Raw genomic sequence first — 26,950 nt, forward strand, 5'->3', positions numbered from 1 at the left:
CGTCTGTTTCCAGGAATGTTAGGAATGGACGGTTTCTTTATGCTCTTTATGGCTCTGGTGATGCTTCTGTGCTTTGTCCGTCTTTATCTTATAAACCAATCCTATGACAAGGATGACTACAATGGGCATCATGGCAACCAAGCCAATGACGCCGAAGGCATCTGTCATCACGTTGCCTCCCAAGGCATCGGCTATGCCGATATAGAAGGGCAGGATGAACGCGGCGGCCATGGTTCCGGCGGCGACGCCGCCGGAATCAAAGGAAACGGCGGTGAATATCTTTGGGGTAAAGCACATGAGGATGAGAGCCGAGCCGAAACCCGGTGCCAGGAACCACCAGATGCTGATATTGAAGATGATGCGCATGGTGGCGAATACCATGGAGAGACTGACGCCAATGGCCAGCCCAATCATCATGACTCTCTGTGAGATATTGCCGCCGGTGAGTTCTTCGACCTGTTTGTTCAGGACGTGGACGGCAGGCTCCGCAAACACCACAAAGAAACCGAGGAATGCGCTGAGAGGCAGAAGAATCCAGCTGTAGGAGCCGGACGCGAGGGAATGTCCCAAGTATGTGCCGATTGGCATGAAGCCGACGTTTACTCCTGCAAGGAATATGGTCAGGCCAATGAGCGTATAGACAAGTCCGGCGACGATTCGCAGCAGACGGTTGCGTGAAAGTTTCAGCTTGAAAACCTGTAGAATCAGGAAAATGACCAGAATCGGGGTAAGGACGGTCAGAACGTCAATGAAACTTCCCTGTATTTCGAGCCAGTATTCGGCAATCATTTCCGGGAATGCAGCGACTTCCGAGAGCGTGGCGGCGGGATAGGATTCCGACAGACCAGCCTTGGACAATATGCCCAGGATGGAAACGGCAAGGATGGGACCGATTGAGCAAAGGGCGCAGAGTCCGAAGCTGTCTTCTTCGGAGGACTTTCCTCCCCGCACGGCGGACACACCGGCACCCAAGGCAAGGATGAAGGGTACTGTGATTGGTCCTGTGGTCACTCCGCTGCTGTCGAACGCGACGCCCAAGAGGTCAGGGGATGTGAACGCTGCGGCAATGAATACCAGAATGTAGGCTATGATGAAAAGCTTGGCCAAAGAAAACTGGAGGATGATGCGCAGCAGGGCAAGGGCAAGGAATATGCCTACTCCGACGGCCACTGCGCCGATCATCACGGGGCGGCTCACTATGGATGCCACTTGGGAGGCAAGCACCTGTACGTCCGGTTCCGCGATGGTGACAATCATGCCGAGGAAAAGTCCACTGATAAGGATGAGCCAGAGCTTGCGTGATTTCGTCAGCTCCGTTCCTATGGCCTGTCCTATTGGCATCATTGCCATATCAGCTCCCAGGGAGAACAATGACATTCCCAGAATCATCACGACTCCGCCTGTGATGAACAGGATGAACGACCAGAAGGGTAACGGGGCAATCGTAAGATGAAGCAAGAGGACGATAAGTGAAATTGGTATGACAGCTTGTGCGGATTCTTTCAGTGTTCCCAGCATACGTTGCTCCGTTAGTATGGGTGATTGATGATGGATTGTCGCGCTCCGGAGAGAATTGCACCATCTATGACTCATAAAGTAGTAGTTATTTCAGGGAAAAACAATACGCTTGACACAAAAGGCTGCGGCAACCATTCCTTGACGAAAGGATGATGGAAGTCCCGAAGACTCTCTGGGCAACCTATTCCTCATTTGCGAATATTATGGGTGGAACTGCCATTCTGAGCGTAGATGAAGACTCTTCCGGGAACCTTCAGACTCTTGCGCCGCTTTTCCGCCTGTCAATGAGATAGAGGATGAAATACCCCGTACTCCCTATGAGACCGGCGCATCCGATGACTGGCCAGACGCTTTGCAAACCGTATGCCGCGCTCAAGGATCCAGCCAGCATGGGGGCGACCGCGCTGCCTGTTCCCATGATGACCGGCATGATGGCGGAGAAGCGGGAACGGTGGCTCATCGGGGTGTGGTCGGCGATGTACGTATGTACATTCGTAGCGGAGATGATTTCCCCAATGGTGTAGACTACAGCAAGGACGTAGTACATCCATATCTGGGTGACATAGCCCATCAAGGTGAAGCCAACAACATAGAACAACCCTCCTATTGACAGGTTCCCCAGTTTGTTCCGGGAACGGATGAGTTGGATGATGATGGGATTCCCGATGACCACCACAATGGCATTCAGAGACATGATTGTACCGTATAGTGATGCTCCGGAAGTGCCGAAAGTACGGACGGTCGTCAAAGGAAGGGCGAACAGGGACATGCTGTAGGCCAGTCCGAGGAACGCAAAGCTCAAAGCGGTGAAGATGAGCCGGGGACGGGTGAGCAAAGCGCGAAACAGCCCGCCTCTCTCCGCTTTGTCAATGGAATCTGAATGGAGGCTTTGTTCAAGCACAACCGCACTCGGTTTGGATTCAGGAATAAAGATTGCTACGAGGATTATGGAAATCAGCCCGACGATTCCGTTTCCAAAGAATAACCACTGGGGAGCCGAGTAGAAAAGGAAACCGGCTATCATAGGGCCGACCATGTATCCGAGATTGTGTCCAAGGTAGGTGAGCGCAAAAGATGTCTGACGGTTCTTTAGGTTCGTCACATCCGTCTGAAGCGCACTACGGGCAGGGTCACAGGCTCCATCGAAGAACAGGTTGAGCATGATGATCCATGGTACATACTGGGAAGTCCCCATGAAACCGCAGGCGAGGAAAGACAAAGATGCCAGTACCTGGAAGGTAATCATGACCTTCTTTCTTCCGTATGTATCGGCCAGCTTGCTTCCCAAGGCTGATCCCGGTATGTACATGGCACTTGCGGTAGTCAGGAAAATGCCTGCCGCGGCGTCGCTATAGCCTAGCTTGGTCGTCAGGTAAAGCACCATGAAGGGAAATACGAACGTCCCTATGCCATTGATTGTGGTCGCGGCAAAGAGAACGTACACCTCACGGGGCAAGCCTCCGTATATCTCCCATGGCTTCCAACTTTTCTTGTCCGTCATTTTTCATCCAGCAACAGCTTCATGATGGCCGCTGCCACGCCATCGTCATCATTTGATGCCGTCACATAGTCAGCGGCATCTTTTACTTCCTGCGGTGCATTGCCCATTGCTACGGCAAACCCTGAATCACGGAACATGCCCAAATCATTATAATAGTCTCCAATGGACATGACTTGGGGGGAATTTATTCCCAAATATTCCATCAGGCGACGGACTCCCGTCCCTTTGTCAGTATGGGGAGGCATGATTTCCAAATAGCGTGGACCTGAAAGCATGGGAAATGCCTCATCTTCCGTAAATTCCAGTGACAATTCAGAAAACCCCGTGCTTACCAAGGATGTGTCAAGGCTCATAAGCAGAACTTTATTAGGTAAATGGTCTTCCAGTTCCCATTGCTCAAGGATGCTGTCGAAATTGACTATTTTCCCCGGAATCCGTGTAACATGTTCCGCATAGTCGTAACACCAGTCCCGTTTCTCCGCGTACCAACAGGCGCCTCTATAAAGAAAGGCTGTCAGTCCTTTTTCATGGGCATATGCAATGCTTCTCCGTGCGACGGAAGGGGAAATCGTGCGGGAAAGAAGAACCTGCTCACCGTCACTCACGTATGCTCCGCCGTAGGATACCAATGGCCCGTCTATGCCCAGTTCTTTCTGTTCCATGGCAAGGTTGGAAGGGATACGTCCGGAAGTCAGCGCAACGATGATATTTTTTTTCTCACGCGCCCAACGTACCGCAGTACGGACTGCCGGGGTGATAATATGTTGTGAATCATGCAATGTTCCGTCAATGTCCAGACAGAGTAGTTTGAAATGAGACATGTTTTCCTTCTTTCAGATAGGCACGGGAGGGAGTATACCATGCGTCGGTTGTCACGACAATGGGACGAACAGGGATGTCAGGAAAAGGGATATTGCAAAAGTGTGAAAACTTTGGGCAATGACCCCTGATTAAAAGCGGAAGGAAGAAGGGAAGACAGACCGGCGCAACGGAACGATTTATCAATCGGTTGGCGTGTGCGCCGGTTTCCTCCTGTTTTCTAGTTAAAAAATAATCTGTACAGGCGTTGTTCTTACGGAGGTATCGCCGCCGTTACCCAGTTGAGCAAAATTGTTCCGTCCTGTCGCCCAGAGCGTGCCGTCCTTTTTCAAAATCATCGTATGGAACCTTCCGGTGGAGACATCTGCAACATCATTACCCATGGAGGTAATCTGCACGGGTATGCTTCTGGAAGTTTCCGAACCGCTGTCACCCAGGCCCAGCTGACCAAATTCGTTGCCTCCAGTCGCCCAGAGCGTGCCGTCCTTCTTCAGGATCATCGTGTGATACATTCCGGCGGAGGCAGCCTTGACATCAGTCATGAACCCGACTCCACCAGAACCCTTGACCTGCACAGGCATGTTTCTGTTATCCGTAGTGCTGTCACCCAGTTGACCAAATCCGTTGTATCCAGTCACCCAGAGCGTGCCGTCCTTCTTCAGGATCAACGTGTGATTGCCTCCGGCGGAGACAGCCGCGACATCAGTCCCCATGGACGTGACCTGCACGGGCGTGCTTCTGTCGGTCTGAGTGTCGTCACCCAATTGCCCAGAATAGTTGCGTCCAATCGCCCAGAGCGTGCCGTCCTTCTTCAGAATCATCGTGTGATCGTCTCCGGTGGAGACAGCCGCGACATCAGTCATGAAGTCGTTAAGAGTGGTACTAGCCTTGACTTGCACGGGAGAAGTTCTGTTGCTCGTAGTACCGTCACCCAGTTGACCATAGCTGTTGAATCCAGTCGCCCAGAGCGTGTCATCCTTCTTCAGAATCATCGTATAGGAGTGTCCGGTAGAGACAGCCGCGACATCAGTCCCCATGAACGTGACCTGTGTGGGCGTGCTTCTGTCGGGTTCTTGGCTACCCAGGCCCAGTTGACCAAAATAGTTTTTTCCAGTCGCCCAGAGCGTGCCGTCCTTCTTCAAAATCATCGTATGACGCTCCCCGGTGGAGACAGCCACGACATCAGTCATGAAGTCGTTAAGAGTGGTACTAGCCTTGACTTGCACGGGAGTATATCTGTTGATCAGAGTGCCGTCACCCAGTTGACCATAGGTGTTCTGTCCAGTCGCCCAAAGCGTGCCGTCCATCTTCAAGATTATCGTGTAATAATCTCCGGCGGAGACTGCCTTGATCTTCACCAGCCACTGTGCATACAACGTCACATCATCGGCGGGCATGGTGAAGGACTCACCAGCGACATATGAATCCCCACTGCTATCAATCTCGGTATTCCATCCGTAGAAGTAATGGATGTCCTTTTCCAATGTTCCCGGAGTCGGCAGTGTGACTTTGCATCCTTTATAGGTGACTACCCGTTCCGGTTCGTCTCCGCTCGTGGCTCCGTTGCCATCAAAGGAGACGCTGTATTGGTTCTCCACCCAGATTGCATATAGTGTCACATCCTGTCCAGGAATCACGAAGGAGTCTCCGGCGGCATATGAATCTCGGCTGCCATCAATCTCAGTATTCCATCCGGCAAAGAAATAACCGCTCTTTTCCAGTGTTCCATTGCCCGGCAGCGTGAGCTGGCTTCCCTCATGAGCATACATCCGTCCCGGCGAACTGCCTCCCGTGGCTCCGCTGGCATCAAAGGAGATGCTGTATTGGTTCTTCTCCACCCAGATTGCATAGAGTGTCACATCCTGCCCAGGAATCATGAATGTATCACCAGCGGCATACTGGGTTCCGCTGCCATCAGCCTCGGTATTCCATCCGGCAAAGAAATAGCCGCTCTTTTCCAGTGTTCCGCTGCCCGGCAGCGTGATTTTGCATCCTTCATAGGTGACTACCCGTTCCGGTTCGTCTCCGCTCACGGCTCCGTTGGCATCAAAGGAGATGCTGTATGAAGTGGCATCTTCCCAGTTTTCACGGGCGCAGTCATCCCACGCCACGATTCCCATGTCAATCGCGGCAACGGCGACATGGGATGTCGTGGTAGTGAGCATCATGTTGTAGACATGCTGCTTGCCCGCGTCAAAGTGAATCAGGGTTTCCTTGTTCTCCGCTACGGAAGACGGTGTCCATGTGTATGTAGTGCTGCTACCCCTGGCATCAGTGAGGACAAACTCCAGCTCCAAAGCATCCAGCAACTCCCGCGTGTGAGCCATAGGTATCAGCACGGCCTCGAACCTGCGCTTTCCCGCATTCTGGTCAGCTTGGCTGAGGGTGTCGGAAATATCCTTCATGTGAATGGACGCAGCATCATCACCACGAGGAGTCACTGTCCCGGTATTCAGATTGATCGCAGCGTGCGTGGTGACGCCTTTGACCGTAGCCGTGAGCGTGGCGCCATCTTCAGTAATGATAGCCTTATCGATGCTGTCGCTTGGGGCAATGTTGACAACCACGTGGGAGAGTATGTGGTCAAGCTTCAGCTGTACCATTGGCGTATTGTTCTGTACAGTGTCGGTGTGTCCCCACAGGAAGTCAGCCTTTCCCGTATCCTGTTCCCCAAAATCCGGATAGACATCTATGGGCAGAGCCGAGGTGTCAGAGATGGATGACACATAAGGATAGTAGGAGATGAAGTCGAACGTGCTGTCCGCGCCAGCAGCGAAGTCATCCCACGTCAAGGTATTGGCATCATCGACAGGGGAGAAGCCGGAAATCGGACTGGAAGCATCGGCCCTGTACGCTTTATTGGCACGGGTGTCACTGGCGGCCAAGGCACCATGTTCTACCATGTAGATGCCGACTTCATCACCGGCTTGCCATGCGGAGTCAGCCATGACCTTGCGTCCGATCTCCGTGGTGAAGCGCACGTTGCTGGCGTGCGGAACCTCTACTTCGCCGGAACATGCAACAAAAACGAAAAGCATCAGGAAGATGCTTACGAACACACTAGCGTTCTTTCTCACTTTTTTCTCCTTATCTTTCCCTGAAAAACCAAAAGTCATTCATCAAAACATAATGAAATGATGGGTTACTCTGGAAAAGTATGATGAATTGATGAGTTAATGTAGGGGATATCGGTGATGATTGGCGATTACCCGAAAGTATGATTTTGACGAAAAAGCATATAGTACTTTCGGGTTACTCGAATCTAAAGATGCGGATAGTGTCGCCTATGTTCCGTTTCAAACATGTGTAACGCAAGAAAGCAAGAAATGGGAAGATTGTGAGAATGGAGACGACCTGTTGGTTGGCGTGTACGCCGGTATCTCCTCATGTTCCGGTCAGAAAACTACCTGTTCGGGCGTGCTTCTGTTGGTATTATCACTGACACCCAGTTGGCCGTTAGTATTAAATCCAGTCGCCCAGAGCGATCCGTCCTTCTTCTGGATCAACGTGTGATTGTATCCAGCGGAGACAGCCGCAACATCAGTCCCCATGAATGCGACCTTCACGGGAGTCTTTCTGTCGGTCTTATTGCCGACACCCAGTTGACCAAAATTGTTCCGTCCAGTCGCCCAGAGCGTACCGTCCTTCTTCAGGATTATCGTGTAATGCAGTCCGGCAGAGACGGCCACGACATCAGTCATGAACCCGACACCACTAGAATCTCTGACCTGCACGGGCGTGCTTTTGTTGTTCGTTATACCCGAAGTGCCGTCACCCAGTTGACCATATTGATTCCGTCCAGTCACCCAGAGCGTGCCGTCCTTCTTCAAAATCATCGTGTGGAAGCCTCCGGCGGAGACGGCCTTGACATTAGTCATGAAGTCGCCAAAAGTGGGACTGGCCTTGACTTGCACGGGAGTCGTTCTGCTGGTCGTAGTGCCGTCACCCAGTTGACCATCATAGTTACGTCCAGTCGCCCAGAGCGTGCCGTCCTTTTTCAAAATCATCGTGTGATAACTTCCGGCGGAGACAGCCTCGACATCAGAACCCATGGCCAAAACCTGCACAGGCGTGCTTCTGTCGGTTCCCGAACTGCTGTCACCCAGACCCAGTTGACCATCATTGTTCTGTCCAGTCGCCCAGAGTGTCCCGTTCTTCTTCAGAATCATCGTGTGGGAGGCTCCGGTAGAGACAGCCGCGACATCAGAACCCATGGACGAAACCTGCATGGGCGTGCTTTTGTCGATTCCCGAATCACTGTCACCCAGGCCCAGTTGACCATATTTGTTCTCTCCAGTCGCCCAGAGTGTGCCGTCCTTTTTCAAAATCATCGTATGCTTCTCTCCGGCGGAGACAGCCGCGACATCAGAACCCATGGACGAAACCTGCACGGGCGTGCTTCTGTCGGTATTATCACCGACTCCCAGTTGACCAGCTTTGTTCTCTCCAGTCGCCCAGAGAGTACCATCAGTCTTCAGAATCATTGTGTGATAATATCCGGCGGAGACTGACTTGATCCCCTTCACCAGCCACTGTGCATACAACGTCACGTCATCGGCGGGCATGGTGAAGGACTCACTGGCGGCATAGTGGCTTCCGTTGCCATCAGGCAGGGTATTCCATCCGTAGAAGTAATGGCTGTCCTTTTCCAATGTTCCAGGAGTCGGCAGTGTGACCAGGCTTCCCACATGAGCATACATCCGTCCCGGCGCACTGCCTCTCGTGGCTCCGTTGTCCCCAAAGGTGAGGCTGTATGCCTTTTCCGCTGCCCCGTTCACCTCGCTTCCGGTGTTCCAGTCCACTATCCCTATGAGAATCTCCGCGACGGCGACTTCATTAGTATTCGTATTGAGCGTCATGTTGTAGACATGCGTCTTGCCGCTCTCCAAGACAATCCTGTACTCATCGGAGGACGCTACGCTGGAAGCAGCCCATTCATATGTCTCGCCCCCCAAGGTGAAACGCAGACCAAGAGAGGACAGGGCGGTAGTGTTGTCCGTCGGTATCAGCACGGCCTCATAGCGCCGCTTGCCCGCAGTCCTCTCCGCATCCGTGAGCGTGCTGGAGATGTCCTTCATGACGACATCAATGTCGCTGGGGACGACAGGAGCCACATCTCCGCTGTCCAGGTCGATTGTTGCCTGCGTGTTCATGCCCGTGACCGTGGCGACAAGCGTACCGCCCGTGATGGCATCCTTATCAACGGTGGTACTTGGCCCAACGTTGACAACAAGACGGGAGAGGGCATGACTGAGCGTCAGGCTGACCGTAGAGGTATTGTTCTGGACACCAGCCTTCTTCCCCCACAGGAAGTCAGCCTCTCCGGTATCCTGTTCCTCGGAACCCGGATAGACATGTATGGGCAGAGCCGTGGTATCAGCGATGGAAGACACGTAAGGATAATAGGCGATGAAATCAAAGTATGTGATGGCAGGGGTGGAGATGTCATCCCATTTCAAGGGGTTGGAGGCGTCAACAGGGGAGAAGGCGGAGAAGTTGATGTCCGCCGTATCCGCCACATACTTCACATTGTCACGGTCGGTCGTGGCGACAGTAGCCACGTCCTCACTGGCCTTAACCATGTAGATGCCGACTTCATCCCCGATACTCCAGCCGGAGTCAGCGGCGGCCTTGCGTCCTATCTCCGTGGTGAAGCGCACGTCGTCGGCGTGTGAAACACATAGGTTGCCGCTGCATGAAGCAAAGACGAAAAGCACCATGAGGATGCTTACAAGCACAATACTGTTCTTTCTCACTTTCCCCTCCTTATCTTTCCATGAAAAACCAAAAATCATTCATCAAAATTTAATGAAGTGATGGGTTAATGTAGGGGATATCGGTAGTAGTGACGATTACCCGAAAGTATGATTTTGACGTAAAAAGATATAATACTTTAGGGTTACGCGAATCTAAAGATGCGGATAGTGTCGCCTGTATTCCGTTTCAAACGTGTGCAACACAAGAAAGCAAGAAATGTGAAGATTATGAAAATGGGGATGCCTACACGTCATCAGTCCATCAGTCCATCAGTCGGCTGACGTCCGTTCAAGTGAAGGCAATTGTGCGAAAAATTCTTGGCGGTACTAAAAAGTTCAGGCAATGTCTTTTAATCATATACAAGAAACAGCAAACAGCCGAGCACGAGGAACATTGCTATGGGGATGAACCGGCGCAACGGAACGACTTGTTGGTCAGCGTGTGCGTCGGTATCTCCTCATGTTCCGGTCAGAAAACTACCTGCATGGGCGTGCTTCTGTGGGTTCCCGAACCGCTGTCACCCAGACCCAGTTGACCGCAAATATTCTGTCCAGTCGCCCAGAGTGTGCCGTCCTTTTTCAAAATCATCGTATGCTTCTCTCCGGTGGAGACGGCCACGACAGGATTGCCCGGATCAGTATTCATGGATGTGACCTGCACGGGTGTGTTTTTGTCGGTTCCCGAACCGCTATCACCCAGACCCAGTTGACCATGCTGGTTGAATCCAATCGCCCAGAGCGTCCTGTCATTCTTTAGAAGCATCGTATGATAGGCTCCGTTAAAGACAGCCGCGACATCAGTCATGAACCCGACCCCACCAGAACCCTTGACCTGCACGGGCGTGTTTTTGTCGGTTCCCGAACCGCTGTTACCCAGACCTAGTTGACCATAATAGTTTTCTCCAGTCGCCCAGAGCGTACCGTCCTCTGCCAGAATCATCGTGAAATTGTATCCGGTGGAGACTGACTTGACCTTCACCAGCCACTGCGCATACAACGTCACGTCATCTGCGGGCATGGTGAAGGACTCACCGGCGGCATAGTGGCTTCCGTTGCCATCAGGCAGAGTATTCCATCCGTAGAAGTAATGGATGTCCTTTTCCAATGTTCCAGGAGTCGGCAGTGTGACCAGGCTTCCCACATGAGCATACATCCGTCCCGGCGCACTGCCTCTCGTGGCTCCGTTGTCCCCAAAGGTGAGGCTGTATGCCTTTTCCGCTGCCCCGTTCACCTCGCTTCCGGTGCCCCAGTCCACTACCCCTATGAGAATCTCCGCGATGGCGACTTCATCCGTCTTCGTATTGAGCGTCATGTTGTAGACATGCTGCTTGCCTTTGTCAAAGTGAATCAGGTGTTCATCAGAAGAAACTACGGAATCCGCTGTCCATGTGTATGTACCAGCACCAATACCACCGGTCAGGACAAACTCCAGGCTCACGTTATCCAGGGCAAACGTGTTGTCCACAGGTATCAGTACAGCCTCAAAACGGCGGTTCCCTGCGGTTCTTTCCGCAGCCGTAAGGGTGTCGGAAATGTCCTTCATGACGACATCAATGTCGCTGGGGATTACAGGGGTCGCATCTCCGCTGTTAAGGTCGATTGTTGCCTGAGTGTTCAAGCCTCTGACCGTAGCAGTAAATCCACCGGTGGCATCATTGATAGCCGTAGCATCGACGGTCGTGCTGGGAGAGATGTTGACAATCAGGCGGGAGAGCATGTGGTCAAGCTTCAGATGCACCGTCGAGGTATTGTTCTGTACATTGTCGGTGCGTCCCCACAGGAAGTCAGCCTTTCCGGTGTCCTGTTCCCCGGAACCCGGATAGACATTTATGGGTAGGGCGGTGGTATCAGTGATGGATGATACATAGGGATAGTAGGCGATGAAGTCGAAGTGTGTGATGGCAAGGGTGGAGATGTCATCCCACTTCAAAGGGTTGGAGGCATCTGCTGCGGAGAAGTTGATGCCCGCCGTATCTGCCACATACTTCACATTGTCACGGTCGGTCGCGGCGACAGTATCCACGTCCTCACCAGCCTCCACCATGTAGATGCCGACTTCATCCCCGATACTCCAGCCGGAGTCAGCGGCGGCCTTGCGTCCTATCTCCGTGATGAAGCGCACGTCGTTGGTATGTGGGACATATAGGTTGCCGTTGCATGAAGCAAAGACGAAAAGCACCATGAAGATGCTTACAAGCACAATACCGTTCTTTCTCACTTTTTCCCCCCTATCTTTCCCTGAAAAACCAAAAATCATTCATCAAAACATAATGAAATGATTGGTTAATCTGGAAAAGCATGATGAATTGATGAGTTAATGTAAGGGATATCGGTAATAGTGACGATTACCCGAAAGTATGATTTTGACGTAAAGAGATATAGTACTTTCGGGTTACGCGAATCCAAAGATGCGGATAGTGTCACTTAAGTTCCGTTTCAAGCGTGCATGAGTAAGGAAATGGAAAACATAAGTGTAAAGATGCATGAACTTTTACAACATCCCCTGGATTTACCGGAAAGATTTTTTTGTGAGATGATGTCATGGTACATCCTTCTCATCCTTAATTTTGTTAACGATAACGCAAGAGAAGGAGAAAAATACTAAGAAATATCATCAGATTCGAGATGTTCACGTGTACGTATAAAGATATGCCTGTCAAATAAAAAACTGGCGAATATAAAAGCAATAAAAAAACTTGACAGTTTCTCCAAACGATAGGAGAATAATAACAAATAGTGCGTTAACGTTAACGCATTTTATCATCAGGAGGTTCATATGAAAAAACAATGGTTGTTTTTGCTGGTTCTTTTCTTCGTTGCCAGCAGCATGGTTTTTGCGGGAGGAGCAAAGGAACCCGCCCCGGCTACAGGCAGCGACCTGATTGTGGTCGGCTATGCCCAGGTTGGCGCCGAGAGTGATTGGAGGACTGCCAATACGGAATCTTTCAAGAGTACTTTTGTTGAGGCAAACGGATACAAGCTGATTTTTGATGATGCCCAGCAGAAACAGGAAAATCAGATTAAGGCTATTCGTAATTTCATTCAGCAGGACGTGGATTATATTGTCGTAGCGCCTGTTGTTGAAACCGGTTGGGAGACAGTACTTCAGGAAGCGAAGAACGCAGGTATCCCTGTCATTCTTTCTGATCGCCAAATGAAGCTTTCCGATGAAAGCCTCTATGTCGCATGGGTCGGTGGCAACTTCCTCAAGGAAGGTGATGACAGTGTCACGTGGTTGAACACCTATCTCAAGAGTGTCGGTCGGGATAATGAAGACATGAACATCGTTCTCTTGCAGGGAACTATTGGTTCTTCCGCTCAAGTAGGACGAACCCAGGGTATTGTTGAAGGACTGGCAAAGAACCCTCACTACAAATTACTCGCCAGGCAGACAGGTGAATTTACCCAGGCCAAGGGTCAGGAAGTGATGGAGTCCTTCCTTAAGGCGTATCCAGATATCGATGTCGTCTTTGCTGAAAATGACAATATGGCTTTTGGTGCCATCGATGCAATCAAAGCAGTAGGAAAAGTACCCGGAAAGGACATCATCATAATTTCTTTTGACGCTGTCCGTGAAGCATTCAACAAGATGATTGCCGGAGAACTGAACGCTGCCATCGAATGTAATCCTCTCCATGGGCCGCGTGTGGCGGAAATCATCCAGACACTTGAAAAGGGCGGCACTGTCGCGAAAATCCAGTATGTCGTTGAAGAAGTGTTTGACCAGGCCAATGCCGCGGCAAGATTTCCAACCCGTATGTACTGATTATCATGTATTCTTTGAGCAGGAGGGTAATTCCTCCTGCTTGCCAGGTACTAAAGAACAAGTGTCTTTTCAGGGGGAATCATGGGAGAGGTTTCGACAGTCCTTAGCATGCGGCATGTCAATAAGACATTCCCAGGGGTTAAAGCCCTGGATGATGTGGATTTTACCTTAAGAAAAGGAGAAATCCATGCTCTGATGGGAGAAAACGGTGCCGGAAAGAGTACACTCATCAAAGTGCTCACTGGTGTCCATGCAATGGATAGCGGTGAGATTTTTGTAGATGGTATCAATCATCCAGTCCTCAATCATTCTCCGCAAGAAGCGCAGAAGAACGGAATCAGCACGGTATACCAGGAAGTCAACCTGTGTCCTAATATCTCCGTAGCGGAAAATATTTTTATTGGAAGACAGCCGCTATCACCAGTCCGGACAATTCAGTGGAAGAAAATGAATGCTGCCGCTGAGAGGGCATTGTCCAATGTCGGACTGCAATCAGTTGATGTCACGCGTGCTTTGGAAGACTATTCCATTGCTGTCCAGCAGATGGTTGCCATTGCCCGTGCCGTGGACATACAGTGCAAGGTCTTGGTTCTTGATGAACCGACAAGCAGCCTTGATGAACATGAAGTGCGGAAACTTTTTGAAGTGATGAGGAATCTCCGGGAGAGAGGCGTCGGAATCATTTTCATCACGCATTTTCTTGAGCAGGTCTATGAAGTCTGTGACGCTATCACGGTTCTCCGCAACGGCAGGCTCGTAGGAGAATATCCCGTATCACAGCTCTCGCGTATCCAGCTTGTATCCAAAATGCTGGGACATGACTTTGATGACCTTGCTTCCATACGGTCTTCCGTCAGAAATTCAACCGTTTCTCTTGCCAGTCCTTCCGTCATCAAGGCAACAGGACTGGCGCATGCGGGAACTATCCAACCGTTCGACATTGAAATCCATAAAGGGGAAGTCATCGGTCTAAGCGGTCTTCTCGGTTCCGGTAGATCAGAACTTGCCCGAACCATCTATGGGGCTGACAGGGCTGACAAAGGAGAGCTGGTTGTACATGAGGAACCGCTGAGTGTCCATGACCCTATTGATGCCATCAAGAAGGGCATGGGTTTTCTTCCGGAAGACAGAAAGGAAGAAAGTATCATCGCGGAATTGTCGGTCAGGGAAAACATGATTATCGCCCTGCAAGCAAAAACAGGCATCTTCCGGCTTCTTCCCCTGGCAAAACAGAATGAACTTGCCGATAAATATATCAAAGCTCTCAGAATCAAGACACCTTCGCCAGAGACTCCCATCAAACAATTGTCAGGGGGTAATCAGCAAAAGGCAATCCTGGGCAGATGGCTCATTACCAATCCACAGTTCCTTATTCTTGATGAACCTACCCGTGGCATTGATGTCGGGACAAAGACTGAAATACAGAAACTCATTCTTCAGCTTGCCGGAGAAGGCATGGCAATCATGTTCATCAGCAGCGAGATTGATGAGATGCTGAGGACAGTCAATCGGTTGTGCATCCTGCGGGAAGGACGCAAGGTCGGCGAATTGGAGAATACCAATCTTACCCGTGAAGAAGTAATGACGGCTATAGCAGGAGGCTACGAAACATGAACCCGACGACTATTGACTATAAACGTGTTATGGAACGGGTAACGAAAGGACATTTGTTCCTGCCTGTTTTTGCCTTGGCCTTGGTTCTGCTGGTGAATCTCATCCAGACTCCTACCTTTTTCAAGATTTCGATTGAAAACGGAGTCTTGTACGGGTACACGGTGGATATAATCAACAGGGCAAGCGAGCTTGTCATCCTGGCGGTCGGAATGACCTTGGTCGTCGCGTCTTCCAGTGGAGCCGACATTTCCGTTGGTGCAGTCAGTGCCTTGGCCGCCGCCGTCTGCGTCAGGCTTCTGGGCTCCAGTTATGAGACATACGCTGTTCCATTATTCGCCAGCGTCATCTTTTGTCTGCTTACGGGGCTTGTCTGCGGTTCTTTCAATGGATTTCTGGTGGCAAAGATGAAGATACAGCCAATGGTGGCGACCTTGATTCTCTTTACAGCAGGACGCGGCATTGCGCAATTGGTCAGTGCCCGCGAAATCAATGGTACCATGGTATCAGGACAGATACTCTATGTACGTATGGATTCGTTTCGTGATATCGGAGGATTCCTTCCGGGAGTCGTTGTTCCTACGCCGGTTTTCATCGCGGCGGGAGTAGTGCTTCTTGTGCATCTCGTCCTGCGGAAAACAGCGTTCGGTCTCTATGTCAAGACAGTAGGAATCAACAGCAAGGCAGGAAGATTGGTCGGAATCAACTCATCACGTATCATTTTCCTGACATACGCATTGTGTGGTCTGATGGCTGGCGTCGCGGGACTCATCGCTTCCAGCCGCATATATTCCAGTGACGCAAACAACATTGGCCTGAACATGGAACTTGACGCCATCCTTGCCGTGGCTTTGGGAGGCAATAGTCTTGGGGGAGGAAAATTCAGTCTGTCCGGTTCCGTCATAGGAGCTATAACCATACAGGCTTTGACGACAAGCCTGTATGCAATGGGTATCACCGCTGACCAGATACCGGTTTATAAAGCTGTTGTGGTCGTGCTGATTGTCTCAATGCAATCGGATGAATTTAAACGTTGGATGACTGTGCTTAGAGCAAAAGGATCAATGGAAAAGGCGGTGACACAATGAACAGCGTAGTGTACGACACATTGAGAAAGAAAGCTGGTGGGCCGAATTTTCTTTTGTTCATCACCGTCGTGATGTTCTTCTTCATGTATATCATAGGGGTTGCCATTTATGGCTCACGCGGTTTTGGTAATGTCCAGACATTGATGAATATGCTTATTGACAATGCCGGACTGATAATTGCAGCCTCCGGCATGACCTTGGTCCTGATTACAGGGGGGATTGATATTTCCGTCGGGTCATTGGTCGGATTGGTATGCATGATGCTTGCCAGCATGATGGAACTGAGCGGCGTGAGTACTTCTGTTGCCATCACGGTCGTGCTGGTATTCGGCATTGTCTTTGGCTTCGTCCAGGGGTGGTTGGTCTCGTATCTGAAATTACAGCCGTTCATCGTGACTTTGGCAGGCATGTTCTTTTGTCGTGGACTTACGGCTATCATCAGTGTCGAACAAATTGCCATCAAAGCAAATGAGACATTCCTTGCCTTGGCGCATAAGAACATATACCTGCCATTCGGAGCTACAATGAACAAGAGAGGAATACTTTTGTATCCCTTCATACATCCGAGTGTCCTGATTGCACTGGCGGCTTTAGCGGTAGTCTGGTATATCTGCAAGTACACCAGGTTCGGTCGTTCTCTCTATGCAGTCGGGGGTAATGAGACCTCGGCTCTTCTCATGGGCATCAATGTCCGGAGAACAAAATTGTTCGCATACATCTTAAATGGGTTCCTTGGTTCGCTCGCTGGCTTCGTATTCTGTCTCAACACTACGAGCGGCTTTGTCGAGCAGGCACGTGGATTTGAGATGGAAGCAATTTCTTCAGCGGTCATTGGAGGAACATTACTGACAGGAGGAGTCGGCAATGTCATTGGTACGTTCTTTGGCGTTCTCATCAAGGCAACGATTGAAACATATATAAGAAGCGATGGTACTTTGTCTTCTTGGTGGAATAAGATAGTATTATCTGCGTTATTATGTTTCTTCATTGTACTTCAAAGCGTCTTTGCTTCATTGAAGCAAAAGAAAAAGCAGTAAAAAAGGATGGGAATGTGGCACAAGAACCAATTGATATGCGCAAGGCATCACTGGGCATTGAACTGGGATCTACTCGTATCAAGGCAATGCTTGTTGACGAAAGGGGAACGCCTCTCGCTTCCGGTGGATATACATGGGAGAACCGTTTCATCAATGGATATTGGACCTATGCCATGGAAGATGTCACACATGGCCTACAGGTGTGTTATGCCAGCCTGAAAAAGGATGTGAAGGAGAAATATGGAATCATCCTTACATCTGTCGGCGCAATCGGCATATCCGGGATGATGCATGGATATCTTGCTTTTGATGTCCATGACAACCTGTTGGTTCCGTTCCGGACGTGGCGCAATACTACCACAACGGAAGCCAGCACGCGCTTGTCTCAGCTCTTTGGGTGCAACATACCATTGCGCTGGAGCATCTCCCATCTCTATCAGGCAATATTGGACAAAGAGCCGCATGTTCCCCATATCGCGCGTATAACCACGCTTTCAGGATATGTGCATCATCGTCTGACCGGACGGAAAGTTCTTGGCGTAGGCGATGCCAGCGGTATGTTCCCCATAGATTCAGAAGCAGGCACTTACAATGCCAGAATGGTGGACGCTTTCACCGCATTGACCGCCGGATATGGTTTTCCCTGGAAATTTGAAAATATCTTTCCCACGGTTCTGACAGCAGGGGAGTCGGCGGGTTTCCTTACTGAAGACGGGGCACGTTTCCTGGATCCTGAAGGCGACCTTACGGCAGGAATCCCGTTCTGTCCGCCGGAAGGAGATGCCGGTACTGGCATGACGGCAACAAACAGCGTGAGACCCGCCACCGGAAACATAAGCGCGGGAACCAGTATCTTTGCCATGGTCGTCCTGCAAAGACCCCTTGCAGGTTTTCATCGGGAAATTGATGTCGTGACGACGCCCGCCGGAGTCCCTGTCGCCATGGTTCATTGCAACAACGGTACTGGAGATATTGACGGATGGGTCAATCTGTTCGGACAGATGCTGGAGTGCGCAGGCGCAAGCGTCCCTAAGCATAAGTTGTATGATGTTTTCTATGGCAAGGCATTGGAGGGTGATGAAGACTACGGAGGGTTGGCGGCTTGTAACTATATGGCCGGAGAACCCGTCGCCAACGTGGAAAGCGGACGTCCCTTGTTCGTGCGTGTGCCCGGAGCTCGGTTTACCGTGGAGAATTTCTGCCGGGTACATCTTTTCAGCGCCATGGCTCCTTTGCGCATGGGAATGGACATCCTCATGAAGGAAGAAAAAGTACAGCTGGAGCGTCTGTGGGCTCATGGAGGATTCTTCAAGACGGAAAAAGTCGGTCAGAAAATAGCAGCTTCTGCTTTGGGTATTGATGTGTCCGTTACGCAGACCGCCTCGGAGGGTGGCGCGTGGGGCATGGCTTTGCTGGCATCCTACATGCTTAAGAAAAACCTGGGTGAGAAAATAGAAGAATATCTGGACAGGAAAATCTTTTCTGACGCGGATGTGAAATCCGAAGCTCCGGATTCGGAGCTGACAAAAGCATTTGATGCTTTCATGGAACAATACCCCAAGGTGCTTGAGGTCGAAAGAAGCGCGAGAAGGTTGTAATGACTGGTTTTCCCGTGGAGAAAACGCCTGTGGAGAAGATACTCGGCAAAGAAGGGAATCAGAAATAACGACTTGCCGTACTGTGGAGGGAGACGCAAATGGATGAAGTCCGTGTGTGCGTTGAAAAAGCATTCACGCTTGCCCAGGTAGATGAGCGTTTGTTCAGTTCTTTCATCGAGCATCTCGGAAGGGCAATTTACACAGGTATCTATGAGCCGGGACATCCCTTGGCGGATGAGCAAGGGTTCAGGACGGATGTCATTGATTTTGTCAAGGATCTTAGAGTCCCTCTTATACGTTACCCTGGCGGAAACTTTCTTTCAGGATATCGATGGATGGACGGCATAGGGCCAAAGGAAAAACGACCGGTCAGGCTTGACGTGGCATGGAAGACCCTGGAACCCAATGAAATCGGCATAGGGGAGTTTTACGACTGGACCCGAAAGGTCGGAAGTAAGGTCATGGGTTCGGTGAACATGGGTACGGGAACCGTCCAGGATGCGGCTGATTTTTTTGAATACTGCAATTATCCCGGTGGAACATACTTGAGTGACCTGCGCAGGCAGAACGGTCATGACGCGCCTTTTGATATCCGTACATGGTGCATCGGGAATGAAATGGACGGTCACTGGCAGATTTGTCATCTTGATGCCGCAGATTACGGCAAGAAAGCACTTGAGACAATCAAGATGCTCAAATGGATTGACCCGCAGAGTGAAGCAGTCGTCTGTGGAAGTTCTTCCGGATTGATGAAAAGTTTTCCTGAATGGGACAGGATTGTGCTGGAACATACCTATGAGAAGGCCGACTTCATCTCATTACATCGTTACTACGAAAACTTTGATAACGATGACGATTTCTTGGCTTCCTTCGTGGAGCTTGGTACATACATCAAGGCGGCCATAGCCACTGCGGACTATGTAAAGGCTTTGAAACGCAGCGCAAAGACCATGTACCTTTCCCTTGACGAATGGAATGTCTGGTACCAACGCCGCCAGGAACCCCATGACTGGCAGAAAGCTCCTTCCATACTTGAAGATCATTATTCCTTGCTGGATGCTTTGGTCGTCGGAGGGCTTGGCCTTACGTTGCTCAACAATGCCAACAGGGTGAAGATTGCCTGCCTTGCGCAATTGGTCAATGTCATCGCCCCAATTTTCACAAAAGAAGGCGGTTCGGCTATCCGGCAGACTATCTACTATCCTTTCCGTGATATTTCTCTCCATGGGAGGGGAGTTGTCCTGACTCCTGTCGTGCATGGGCCGAAGAAAGAAACGAAGTACGGAGATTGCCCCCTCGTCGAGACTGCGGTCATCCATGATGAGGAAGGGAAGACGGTCACTGTCTTCTGCCTGAATACAGGAAAGAATGACCTTGTGGAATTTACACTTGACATGAGATCATTCGGGAAGCTGCGGATGTCTTTCTGGACGTGTCTGACCGGAAAGGATCTTTCCGCGGAGAATACTTTCGAGAAGCCCAATGCGGTCAACCCCCGAAACATGCCGGTTGAAAAGACAGCGGCATCCACTTTTTCCATTACGCTGCCGCCATTGTCCTGGAACGTGATGAAATTCGCTATCGTGAGCTGAATGAAACCGTACCGTACGAGCCGCCTCCTGTCTCCGGTTCCGGTTTTCGTGTGCAGGGGGACTGTCGTGTGCAGGGGGACTGTCGTGTGAGGGTGTTTCAGGAATCTTTTCTTGTGACGTGTGACAAAAATTCAGGAGAGGATGAGACGGGAAGATTCTCCGGCAGGATGATATCAATAGGGATTTCTGTGCTTACATCGGGAGTCTGATTCAATACTCCCTTGCGGTATAGTTGATAAACCGCTGTATGACCTTGGAATTCGGGACGCTGGGATATCAGGCAATCAACTTTCCCGTCTGTTATTGCCTGCCGGTTCTGGGCAATCAAATCAAATCCGATGATTGTTGTCTGCGGCCTGCGGCCTATGAGGGAAACATGCTGTGCAATCCTATGCACAGAATCATTGACGACGAATATCCCGGCTATGGTTTTCCCGGCATCATACAGGGCTTCTAGCTGTGACTCCCATTTTTCAGTGAAATCCAATTCCAGTTCATGCGTGTCCATATCCCCGTGCATGGCACAGTACTCAGTGAAGCCTCTGACACGTTCTACGCTATTGAAGGCTTTCTTATGTGTCTGTATGGCCACGTATAGTCCCGCGTGAGGACTCAGCAGCTGCATCATGCGTCCGGCGAGATAACCCGCTTTATACGGATCCTGGGCTACTGTGGCTACGGGATTCGTATCTGGCAACGCGGAATCGATGAACGTGTAATTCAGGTTTTTCTGTAATGCCAGTACCTGACGCGCTTCCATTGGATTCACTGGAGCAAGGACTACGGCGTCGGCATGCCGTGCCAACATTTTTTTTCCTCTTTCAAAGCATGAGCCTTCTTGCATTCTGTCAAATTCATATACGTCTATGGTGACGGTAAGATCGGAAAGTTCTTTGGCGGCTTTTACGATTCCTTGGTATATGAGGCTCCAATAACCGTATTCGGAATGGAGCAAGGGTAGCAGGACTCCTATGCGAAAGGCTTTGTTAAGTTTCAAGTTCCTTGCAAAAGCGTTGGGTTTGTAATCGTGAGCCTTGATGATTTCCAGGATTTTATCCTTTGTTTCCGGAGAGACTCTCCCACGGTCGTGAAGGACTCTATCGACCGTACCTATTGATACCTTGGCAATTTTTGCAATTTCAGTAATGGTCATGTCTTGTGCCTCAAGAAAGAAGGTAACGATAACATCACTATACAATAAATTAACAGGAAGATATATAGATATCGTGGATGCGTGGACGAATACATGAATGGTTCAGGAAAGTGTCCGGAGATGGGAACAGAATAATTTATTCTTCACATAGAAAATACAAAAAGTTAGAATAAAACTTGACATATCATGAAACAAGGGAGATGATAAAATTCGTAAATGCGTTAACGTTAACGCCAAAAAGATACACGAATGGTGGAGAAAAGGAGAGATTTTCTCTGGGACGGCGTCGTGTGATTCATATGGGGAAAAGCCGGAAAGCATATGTGATTACAAATTAAGCAAGGAGCAAATACTATAATGGGAAAAAAGATTTTTAGCGATTATGAATTCTGGTTTGTCGTTGGCTCCCAGTTTCTCTATGGAACTGAGACCTTGGACAAAGTGGCGGAACATGCGCAGGTAATCGCCCGCGGGCTTGATGGTTCGCGCCATGTGCCGGCGCGTGTGGTATATAAAGCTACAGTCAAGACTCCCGATGAAATCACCACTGTGGTCAAGGAGGCGAATCACACAGACTCCTGCGCGGGGCTGATTGTCTGGATGCATACATTTTCACCATCAAAAATGTGGATAAACGGCCTATCCCTGCTCCAGAAGCCGTATGCGCACCTGCATACCCAATTCAACCGCAATATACCGGACGAAGACATAGACATGGATTTCATGAATCTCAACCAGAGTGCCCATGGCGACCGTGAACATGGCTTCATTGCCGCACGCATGCATTTGAAGCGGAAAATCATTGTCGGATATTGGGCAGATGATGATGTCATGACGAGCCTTGGCACCTGGATGAGGTCAGCCATTGGCGCGGTGGAAAGCCGCAAGCTCAAGGTCGTCCGCTTCGGAGACAACATGCGTAATGTTGCAGTCACGGAAGGGGACAAGGTTGGAGTCCAGATACAACTGGGATGGCAGGTGAATACATGGCCTGTCGCCGAGCTGGTTCATGAGATGGGGAAAGTGACGGAAAAAGAAATAGACGCCCTGCTTTCCGAATATACGGAGCTGTACGACATGGCGACAGATGACAGTGCGGCGGTTCGTTATCAAGCACGGGAGGAAATGGCCATAAGGAGATTCCTGGACAGGGAAGGAGCCTTGGCATTCAGTAATACATTTGAAGATTTGAGTGGTATGGAACAGCTTCCCGGACTGGCCACCCAACATCTCATGGCGCAAGGTTACGGGTATGGCGGGGAAGGGGACTGGAAAGTTTCGGCCATGACAGCACTTCTCAAGCTGATGACCCGCGGCTTGAAGGGCGGCACAGCGTTCATGGAGGATTATACCTACGATTTGGAACCGGGACATGAGTTCTCATTGGGAGCGCATATGCTCGAAGTATGTCCCTCCCTGGCAGCTTCGCGGCCACGCATTGAAGTGCATCCTCTCGGAATTGGCGGAAAAGGAGATCCCGCGCGTCTTGTATTCGAAGGGATGCCAGGCAAGGGCATTGTCGCCTCATTGGTCGATATGGGAGGCCGTCTGCGTCTGATTGTCCAGGATATCGAAGCGGTGAAACCTATTTACAGGATGCCTAATCTTCCTGTCGCCCGCATCATGTGGAAGCCTGAACCTGATTTCAAGACAGGTGCGCATGCGTGGATTCTTGCGGGAGGCTCCCATCATACCGTACTGTCATTGTCCGCGACACCTGAAATGCTGGAAGATTGGGCGGAAATCATGGACATGGAATTTGTCCATATCACCAAGGAAACGACTATCAAAGGATTGAAGCAACAGCTCTTTCTGTCCGATCTTGCGTGGAAACTGAAATGAAAATTCTATGGTGAGAGAATGCTATTGGGGAGAAACACATGCTTGAAAAACTGAAAAAAGAAGTATGTTATGCCAACCAGAGTTTGCCCCGGTATCATCTGGTGACATTCACGTGGGGAAACGTTTCCGCGTATGATGTGAAAAGTGGGCTGATGGTCATTAAGCCGTCCGGCGTGGAGTACGACACCATGGAACCGGAGCAGATGGTCGTGATGGAAGTGTCCACGGGACGAAAGGTTGAAGGATTGCTGAAACCTTCTTCTGATGCTCCGACGCATATGGAATTATACAAGACGTTTCCCGGAATCGGAGGCATCACGCATACCCACAGCAGATGGGCGACTATCTTTGCCCAGGCTGGTCGGGGCATTCCGGCTTACGGTACGACCCAGGGAGATTATTTCTACGGGGAAATCCCCTGTACGCGAAAGATGACTCCGGCAGAAATCAGAGGTGAATACGAGAAGGAAACCGGGACAGTCATCATTGAGGCATTCAAAGAACTTGACCCATTATCTGTTCCTTCTGTCTTGGTTCACAGCCATGGCCCTTTCAGTTGGGGGAAGGATGCCCAGGAATCGGTACATAATGCTGTTGTCATGGAAGAATGTGCCATGATGGCGTGGCATGCGTTCATGCTTTCCGGAGGACATCTTGACCCGATGCAGCAGGAACTGTTGGACAAGCACTACCGGCGCAAGCATGGCAAGGACGCGTACTATGGTCAGAAATAGGTGTCAAGGTTCCAGATAAGGTACAAGGGGACATGCCTGTATTTTCCATAGATAACAGACAAAAAGCCACCATGACAGAATGAACTGACCCCCCAAGAGTTCTCCAACTCTGGGGGGTCAGTTCAGAACATGGCGGCCATTGTTTTGGGCTGGGTCGTCTTATTTTACGACCTGTTCCTGCCATCTGCGACCGTAGAACGAATCCAGGTAGAGCTGCTTGATTTCGCTGATAAGCGGGTAGCGCGGATTGGTTCCGGTGCATTGGTCATCAAACGCCTTGACGGACAACTCATCAACCGCTGCCAGGAACTCCTCCTCGTTCACACCCCATTCCTTGATGGATTTCGGGACATCCAGCTCATTCTTCAGCTTCTCAATCGCACTGACAAGATCCTCGACTTTCTCTTGCATCGTCGCGCCATCTTTGATGGAGATGTACGGCGTGTTCTTCTGTTCGTTGACAATCATGTTGATGTAGTCGGCGGCACGGGCGTAGCGACTCACGGCAGAAGGAAACTCGTACTGAGGGAAGGACGCCTGCTTGGTCGGAACATCGGTAGCATTGTAGAGAATGACATTGGTAAGCAAAAGGGCGTTGGCCATGCCATGCGGAACATGGAACCGGGCACCCAGCTTGTGCGCCATCGAATGACACACGCCAAGGAACGCATTGGCAAATGCCATGCCGGCGATTGTCGATGCATTGTGAACTTTTTCCCTTGCTTTCTTGTCATTCTGTCCGTCATGGTAGGCACGCGGGAGATACTTGAAGATTACCCTCATAGCTTCCAGGGACAGCCCGTTCGTGTAGTCGGAACTCATAGATGAAGCCAATGCTTCCAATGCGTGGGTCAGGACATCCAGGCCGCAGGAGACGGTGAGTCCCTTGGGCTGTCCCATTGCAAGCTCACTGTCCACAATTGCCATGGAGGGGGTGAGGGAATAGTCGGCAATCGCCCACTTCATCCCCGTAGTCTCATCAGTGATGATGGAGAAGGGCGTGACCTCGCTCCCTGTACCGCTGGTGGTGGGTATGCAGACCATCTGCGCTTTCTTGCCCATGTTGGGGAAGGTGTAGATGCGCTTGCGAATGTCCATGAAGCGCAGTGCAAGCCCTTCGAACTTCACTTCGGGATGCTCGTAGAGCAGCCACATGATTTTGGCTGCGTCCATCGGAGACCCACCGCCCAGACCTATCAGGACATCAGGCTTGAATGCGTTGAGAGCCTCCATGCCCGCGTTGATTGTCTGCAAGGTCGGATCCGGCTTGACTTGGTGGAAGCATTCGCTTTCAATGCCAAGCTGATCAAGCGTCTCGGTGACCTTTTCAACCATTCCACTGTTGAAAAGGAAGGAGTCGGTGATGATGAAGGCCCGTTTCTTTCCTTCCAGCTCCTGCAAGGCTATGGGAAGACAGCCATATTTGAAATAAATTTTCGGGGGAAGCTTGAACCACAGCATGTTTTCTCTCCTTGCGGCGACAGTCTTGATGTTCAGAAGATGCTTGGGACCCACATTTTCGGATACTGAGTTGTTGCCCCAGCTGCCACACCCCAAGGTCAGGGAAGGTTCGAGACGGAAATTGTAGATGTCTCCAATGGCTCCTTGGCTTGCCGGCATATTAAGCAGGACGCGTGATGTCTTGACCTCTTGGCTGAATAAGTTGATTTTCTCGTTTTCCGTCCCCTCCACATACAGTACCGACGTATGGCCGAAACCACCGTGAGCGACCAAGGTCTCCGCCATGGCGGTTCCTTCCTTGAAGGTGGAGCATTTGTACATACCCAGGACGGGAGAAAGTTTTTCATGGGCGAAAGGCTCGGCGGTGGAAACATCCGTCACTTCACCAATCAGTACCTTGCTGCCTGCGGGGACTTTGAATCCGGCGATTTGGGCGACCCTTTCAGCCGGTTGTCCGACAATGGCAGGATTGACCGTGCCTCTTTGCGGATCCAGGATAACAGCGCCGAGCTTCTTCTTTTCTCCATCCGTCAAGAAATAAGCCCCTCTCTGAATCAGTTCGGTTTTCACGGCATCATAGATGTCTGCAAGGCAGATGATTGCTTGTTCTGAGGCACAGACGACGCCGTTATCGAAGGTTTTGGACATGAGGATTGAGCTGACCGCCGTCTTTATATCGGCAGAGGAATCGATAAGGGCAGGAGTATTGCCTGAACCAACGCCTATGGCGGGCTTGCCTGATGAGTATGCGCTCTTGACCATGGCCGGTCCGCCCGTAGCCAGGATGATGTCCACCAGGGGGTGCTTCATCAGATATTCAGTCTTGGCGAGTGTCGGCTCGTCAATCCAACCTACTATGTCGTGGGGAGCTCCCGCCTTGACCGCCGCGTCACGGATGATACGCGCCGCTTCGCAGGTACATGTCTTGGCACGGGGATGTGGACTGAAAATGATGGCGTTGCGTGTCTTCAAGGCAATCAGGGCCTTGAAGATGGCCGTGGAGGTCGGGTTTGTCGTCGGAATGATGCCACAGACAACACCAATCGGTTCCGCAATCTTCTCTATGCCGAAGGTCTTGTCGTGTTCGACAATGCCGCATGTCTTATCGCTCTTGTACTTGTTGTATATGTACTCCGTAGCAAAATGATTCTTGATTACCTTGTCTTCGACAATGCCCATTCCGGTTTCCTGGACTGCTTGCTGGGCAAGGGTGATGCGGGCATTGTTCGCTGCTATGGCCGCCGCACGGAAAATTTCATCTACCTTTTCCTGGGAAAACAGGGAAAATACCTTCTGGGCATTCTTCACCCGCTCAATCAAAAGCTGAAGATCCTTTTCTCCTGGAAAGGCTTCAGATACCGTTGTCTCTTTTGCTGAAGTTGCCATATGTCGCTCCTTGCAATGGTTGTTTTCCTGTGCGGTTCACTACGGTGACGCAGGGGTTCCTAATATTCCAAACCCTAGTGGAAATGAT

The 26,950-nt window shown here is 50.6% G+C and carries 15 protein-coding genes and 1 pseudogene; 8 read left to right on the forward strand and 8 right to left on the reverse strand.

Going from position 1 to position 26,950, the window contains the following annotated elements; all coding sequences use genetic code 11:
• Positions 1–18: 18 nt before the first annotated feature.
• The 6 genes and pseudogenes from SPICO_RS01635 to SPICO_RS09655 form a co-directional block, all read right to left on the reverse strand.
• A complete protein-coding gene (locus tag SPICO_RS01635) occupies positions 19–1,518 on the reverse strand; it encodes a DUF1538 domain-containing protein (RefSeq protein WP_013738955.1) in 1,500 nt (499 codons plus the stop codon).
• 253 nt (positions 1,519–1,771) lie between these two features.
• Entirely contained in the window at positions 1,772–3,019 is a 1,248-nt protein-coding gene (locus SPICO_RS01640; RefSeq protein ID WP_013738956.1) for an MFS transporter, read from the reverse strand.
• On the reverse strand, positions 3,016–3,840 hold the full coding sequence (locus tag SPICO_RS01645; RefSeq protein WP_013738957.1) for a Cof-type HAD-IIB family hydrolase: 825 nt from the start codon (positions 3,838–3,840) through the stop codon (positions 3,016–3,018). The genes SPICO_RS01640 and SPICO_RS01645 overlap by 4 nt, the downstream gene beginning before the upstream one ends.
• 222 nt (positions 3,841–4,062) lie before the next feature.
• Positions 4,063–6,915 (reverse strand): RCC1 domain-containing protein, encoded by a 2,853-nt coding sequence (locus SPICO_RS09645; protein WP_013738958.1) that lies wholly within the window; start codon positions 6,913–6,915, stop codon positions 4,063–4,065.
• 318 nt (positions 6,916–7,233) lie between these two features.
• Positions 7,234–9,594: an RCC1 domain-containing protein gene (locus SPICO_RS09650; protein ID WP_013738959.1), complete on the reverse strand. Its 2,361-nt coding sequence runs from the start codon at positions 9,592–9,594 to the stop codon at positions 7,234–7,236.
• A gap of 478 nt (positions 9,595–10,072) precedes the next feature.
• Positions 10,073–11,812, reverse strand: a pseudogene (locus tag SPICO_RS09655) (fimbrillin family protein); the annotation flags it as partial.
• Positions 11,813–12,370: 558 nt separating this feature from the next.
• On the opposite strand from SPICO_RS09655, the gene SPICO_RS01665 reads away from it, so the two are divergent.
• From SPICO_RS01665 to arfA, 6 genes are all read left to right on the forward strand, one after another.
• Positions 12,371–13,360 carry an ABC transporter substrate-binding protein gene (locus SPICO_RS01665; protein ID WP_013738961.1) on the forward strand — a complete coding sequence of 330 codons (990 nt, stop codon included), beginning with the start codon at positions 12,371–12,373 and terminating at the stop codon, positions 13,358–13,360.
• A gap of 81 nt (positions 13,361–13,441) precedes the next feature.
• Positions 13,442–14,974: a sugar ABC transporter ATP-binding protein gene (locus SPICO_RS01670; RefSeq protein ID WP_013738962.1), complete on the forward strand. Its 1,533-nt coding sequence runs from the start codon at positions 13,442–13,444 to the stop codon at positions 14,972–14,974.
• On the forward strand, positions 14,971–16,059 hold the full coding sequence (locus SPICO_RS01675; RefSeq protein WP_013738963.1) for an ABC transporter permease: 1,089 nt from the start codon (positions 14,971–14,973) through the stop codon (positions 16,057–16,059). Before SPICO_RS01670 ends, SPICO_RS01675 begins: the two co-directional genes overlap by 4 nt.
• Positions 16,056–17,096: an ABC transporter permease subunit gene (locus tag SPICO_RS01680; RefSeq protein WP_013738964.1), complete on the forward strand. Its 1,041-nt coding sequence runs from the start codon at positions 16,056–16,058 to the stop codon at positions 17,094–17,096. Before SPICO_RS01675 ends, SPICO_RS01680 begins: the two co-directional genes overlap by 4 nt.
• A 14-nt stretch (positions 17,097–17,110) precedes the next feature.
• On the forward strand, positions 17,111–18,694 hold the full coding sequence (locus SPICO_RS01685; protein ID WP_013738965.1) for a xylulokinase: 1,584 nt from the start codon (positions 17,111–17,113) through the stop codon (positions 18,692–18,694).
• A 98-nt stretch (positions 18,695–18,792) separates the two neighbouring features.
• Complete coding sequence (gene arfA / locus SPICO_RS01690) at positions 18,793–20,286, forward strand: arabinosylfuranosidase ArfA (RefSeq protein WP_013738966.1); 1,494 nt, start codon at positions 18,793–18,795, stop codon at positions 20,284–20,286.
• A gap of 97 nt (positions 20,287–20,383) precedes the next feature.
• Here the strand turns inward: arfA and SPICO_RS01695 are convergent, their stop codons facing one another.
• Positions 20,384–21,439: a LacI family DNA-binding transcriptional regulator gene (locus SPICO_RS01695; RefSeq protein WP_013738967.1), complete on the reverse strand. Its 1,056-nt coding sequence runs from the start codon at positions 21,437–21,439 to the stop codon at positions 20,384–20,386.
• Between the two features lie 357 nt (positions 21,440–21,796).
• Here SPICO_RS01695 and araA point away from each other — a divergent pair, with 357 nt between their 5' ends.
• Both araA and SPICO_RS01705 read left to right on the forward strand, forming a co-directional pair.
• Positions 21,797–23,281: an L-arabinose isomerase gene (gene araA, locus SPICO_RS01700; RefSeq protein WP_013738968.1), complete on the forward strand. Its 1,485-nt coding sequence runs from the start codon at positions 21,797–21,799 to the stop codon at positions 23,279–23,281.
• Between the two features lie 38 nt (positions 23,282–23,319).
• The gene (locus tag SPICO_RS01705; protein WP_013738969.1) at positions 23,320–24,015 is read left to right on the forward strand and encodes an L-ribulose-5-phosphate 4-epimerase; all 696 of its coding nucleotides are present in this window, start codon (positions 23,320–23,322) and stop codon (positions 24,013–24,015) included.
• A 159-nt stretch (positions 24,016–24,174) separates the two neighbouring features.
• On the opposite strand, the gene adhE is transcribed toward SPICO_RS01705, so the two are convergent.
• Positions 24,175–26,862: a bifunctional acetaldehyde-CoA/alcohol dehydrogenase gene (gene adhE, locus SPICO_RS01710; protein WP_013738970.1), complete on the reverse strand. Its 2,688-nt coding sequence runs from the start codon at positions 26,860–26,862 to the stop codon at positions 24,175–24,177.
• Positions 26,863–26,950: the final 88 nt, after the last annotated feature.

Source organism: Parasphaerochaeta coccoides DSM 17374, assembly GCF_000208385.1.
Lineage (GTDB): Bacteria > Spirochaetota > Spirochaetia > Sphaerochaetales > Sphaerochaetaceae > Parasphaerochaeta > Parasphaerochaeta coccoides.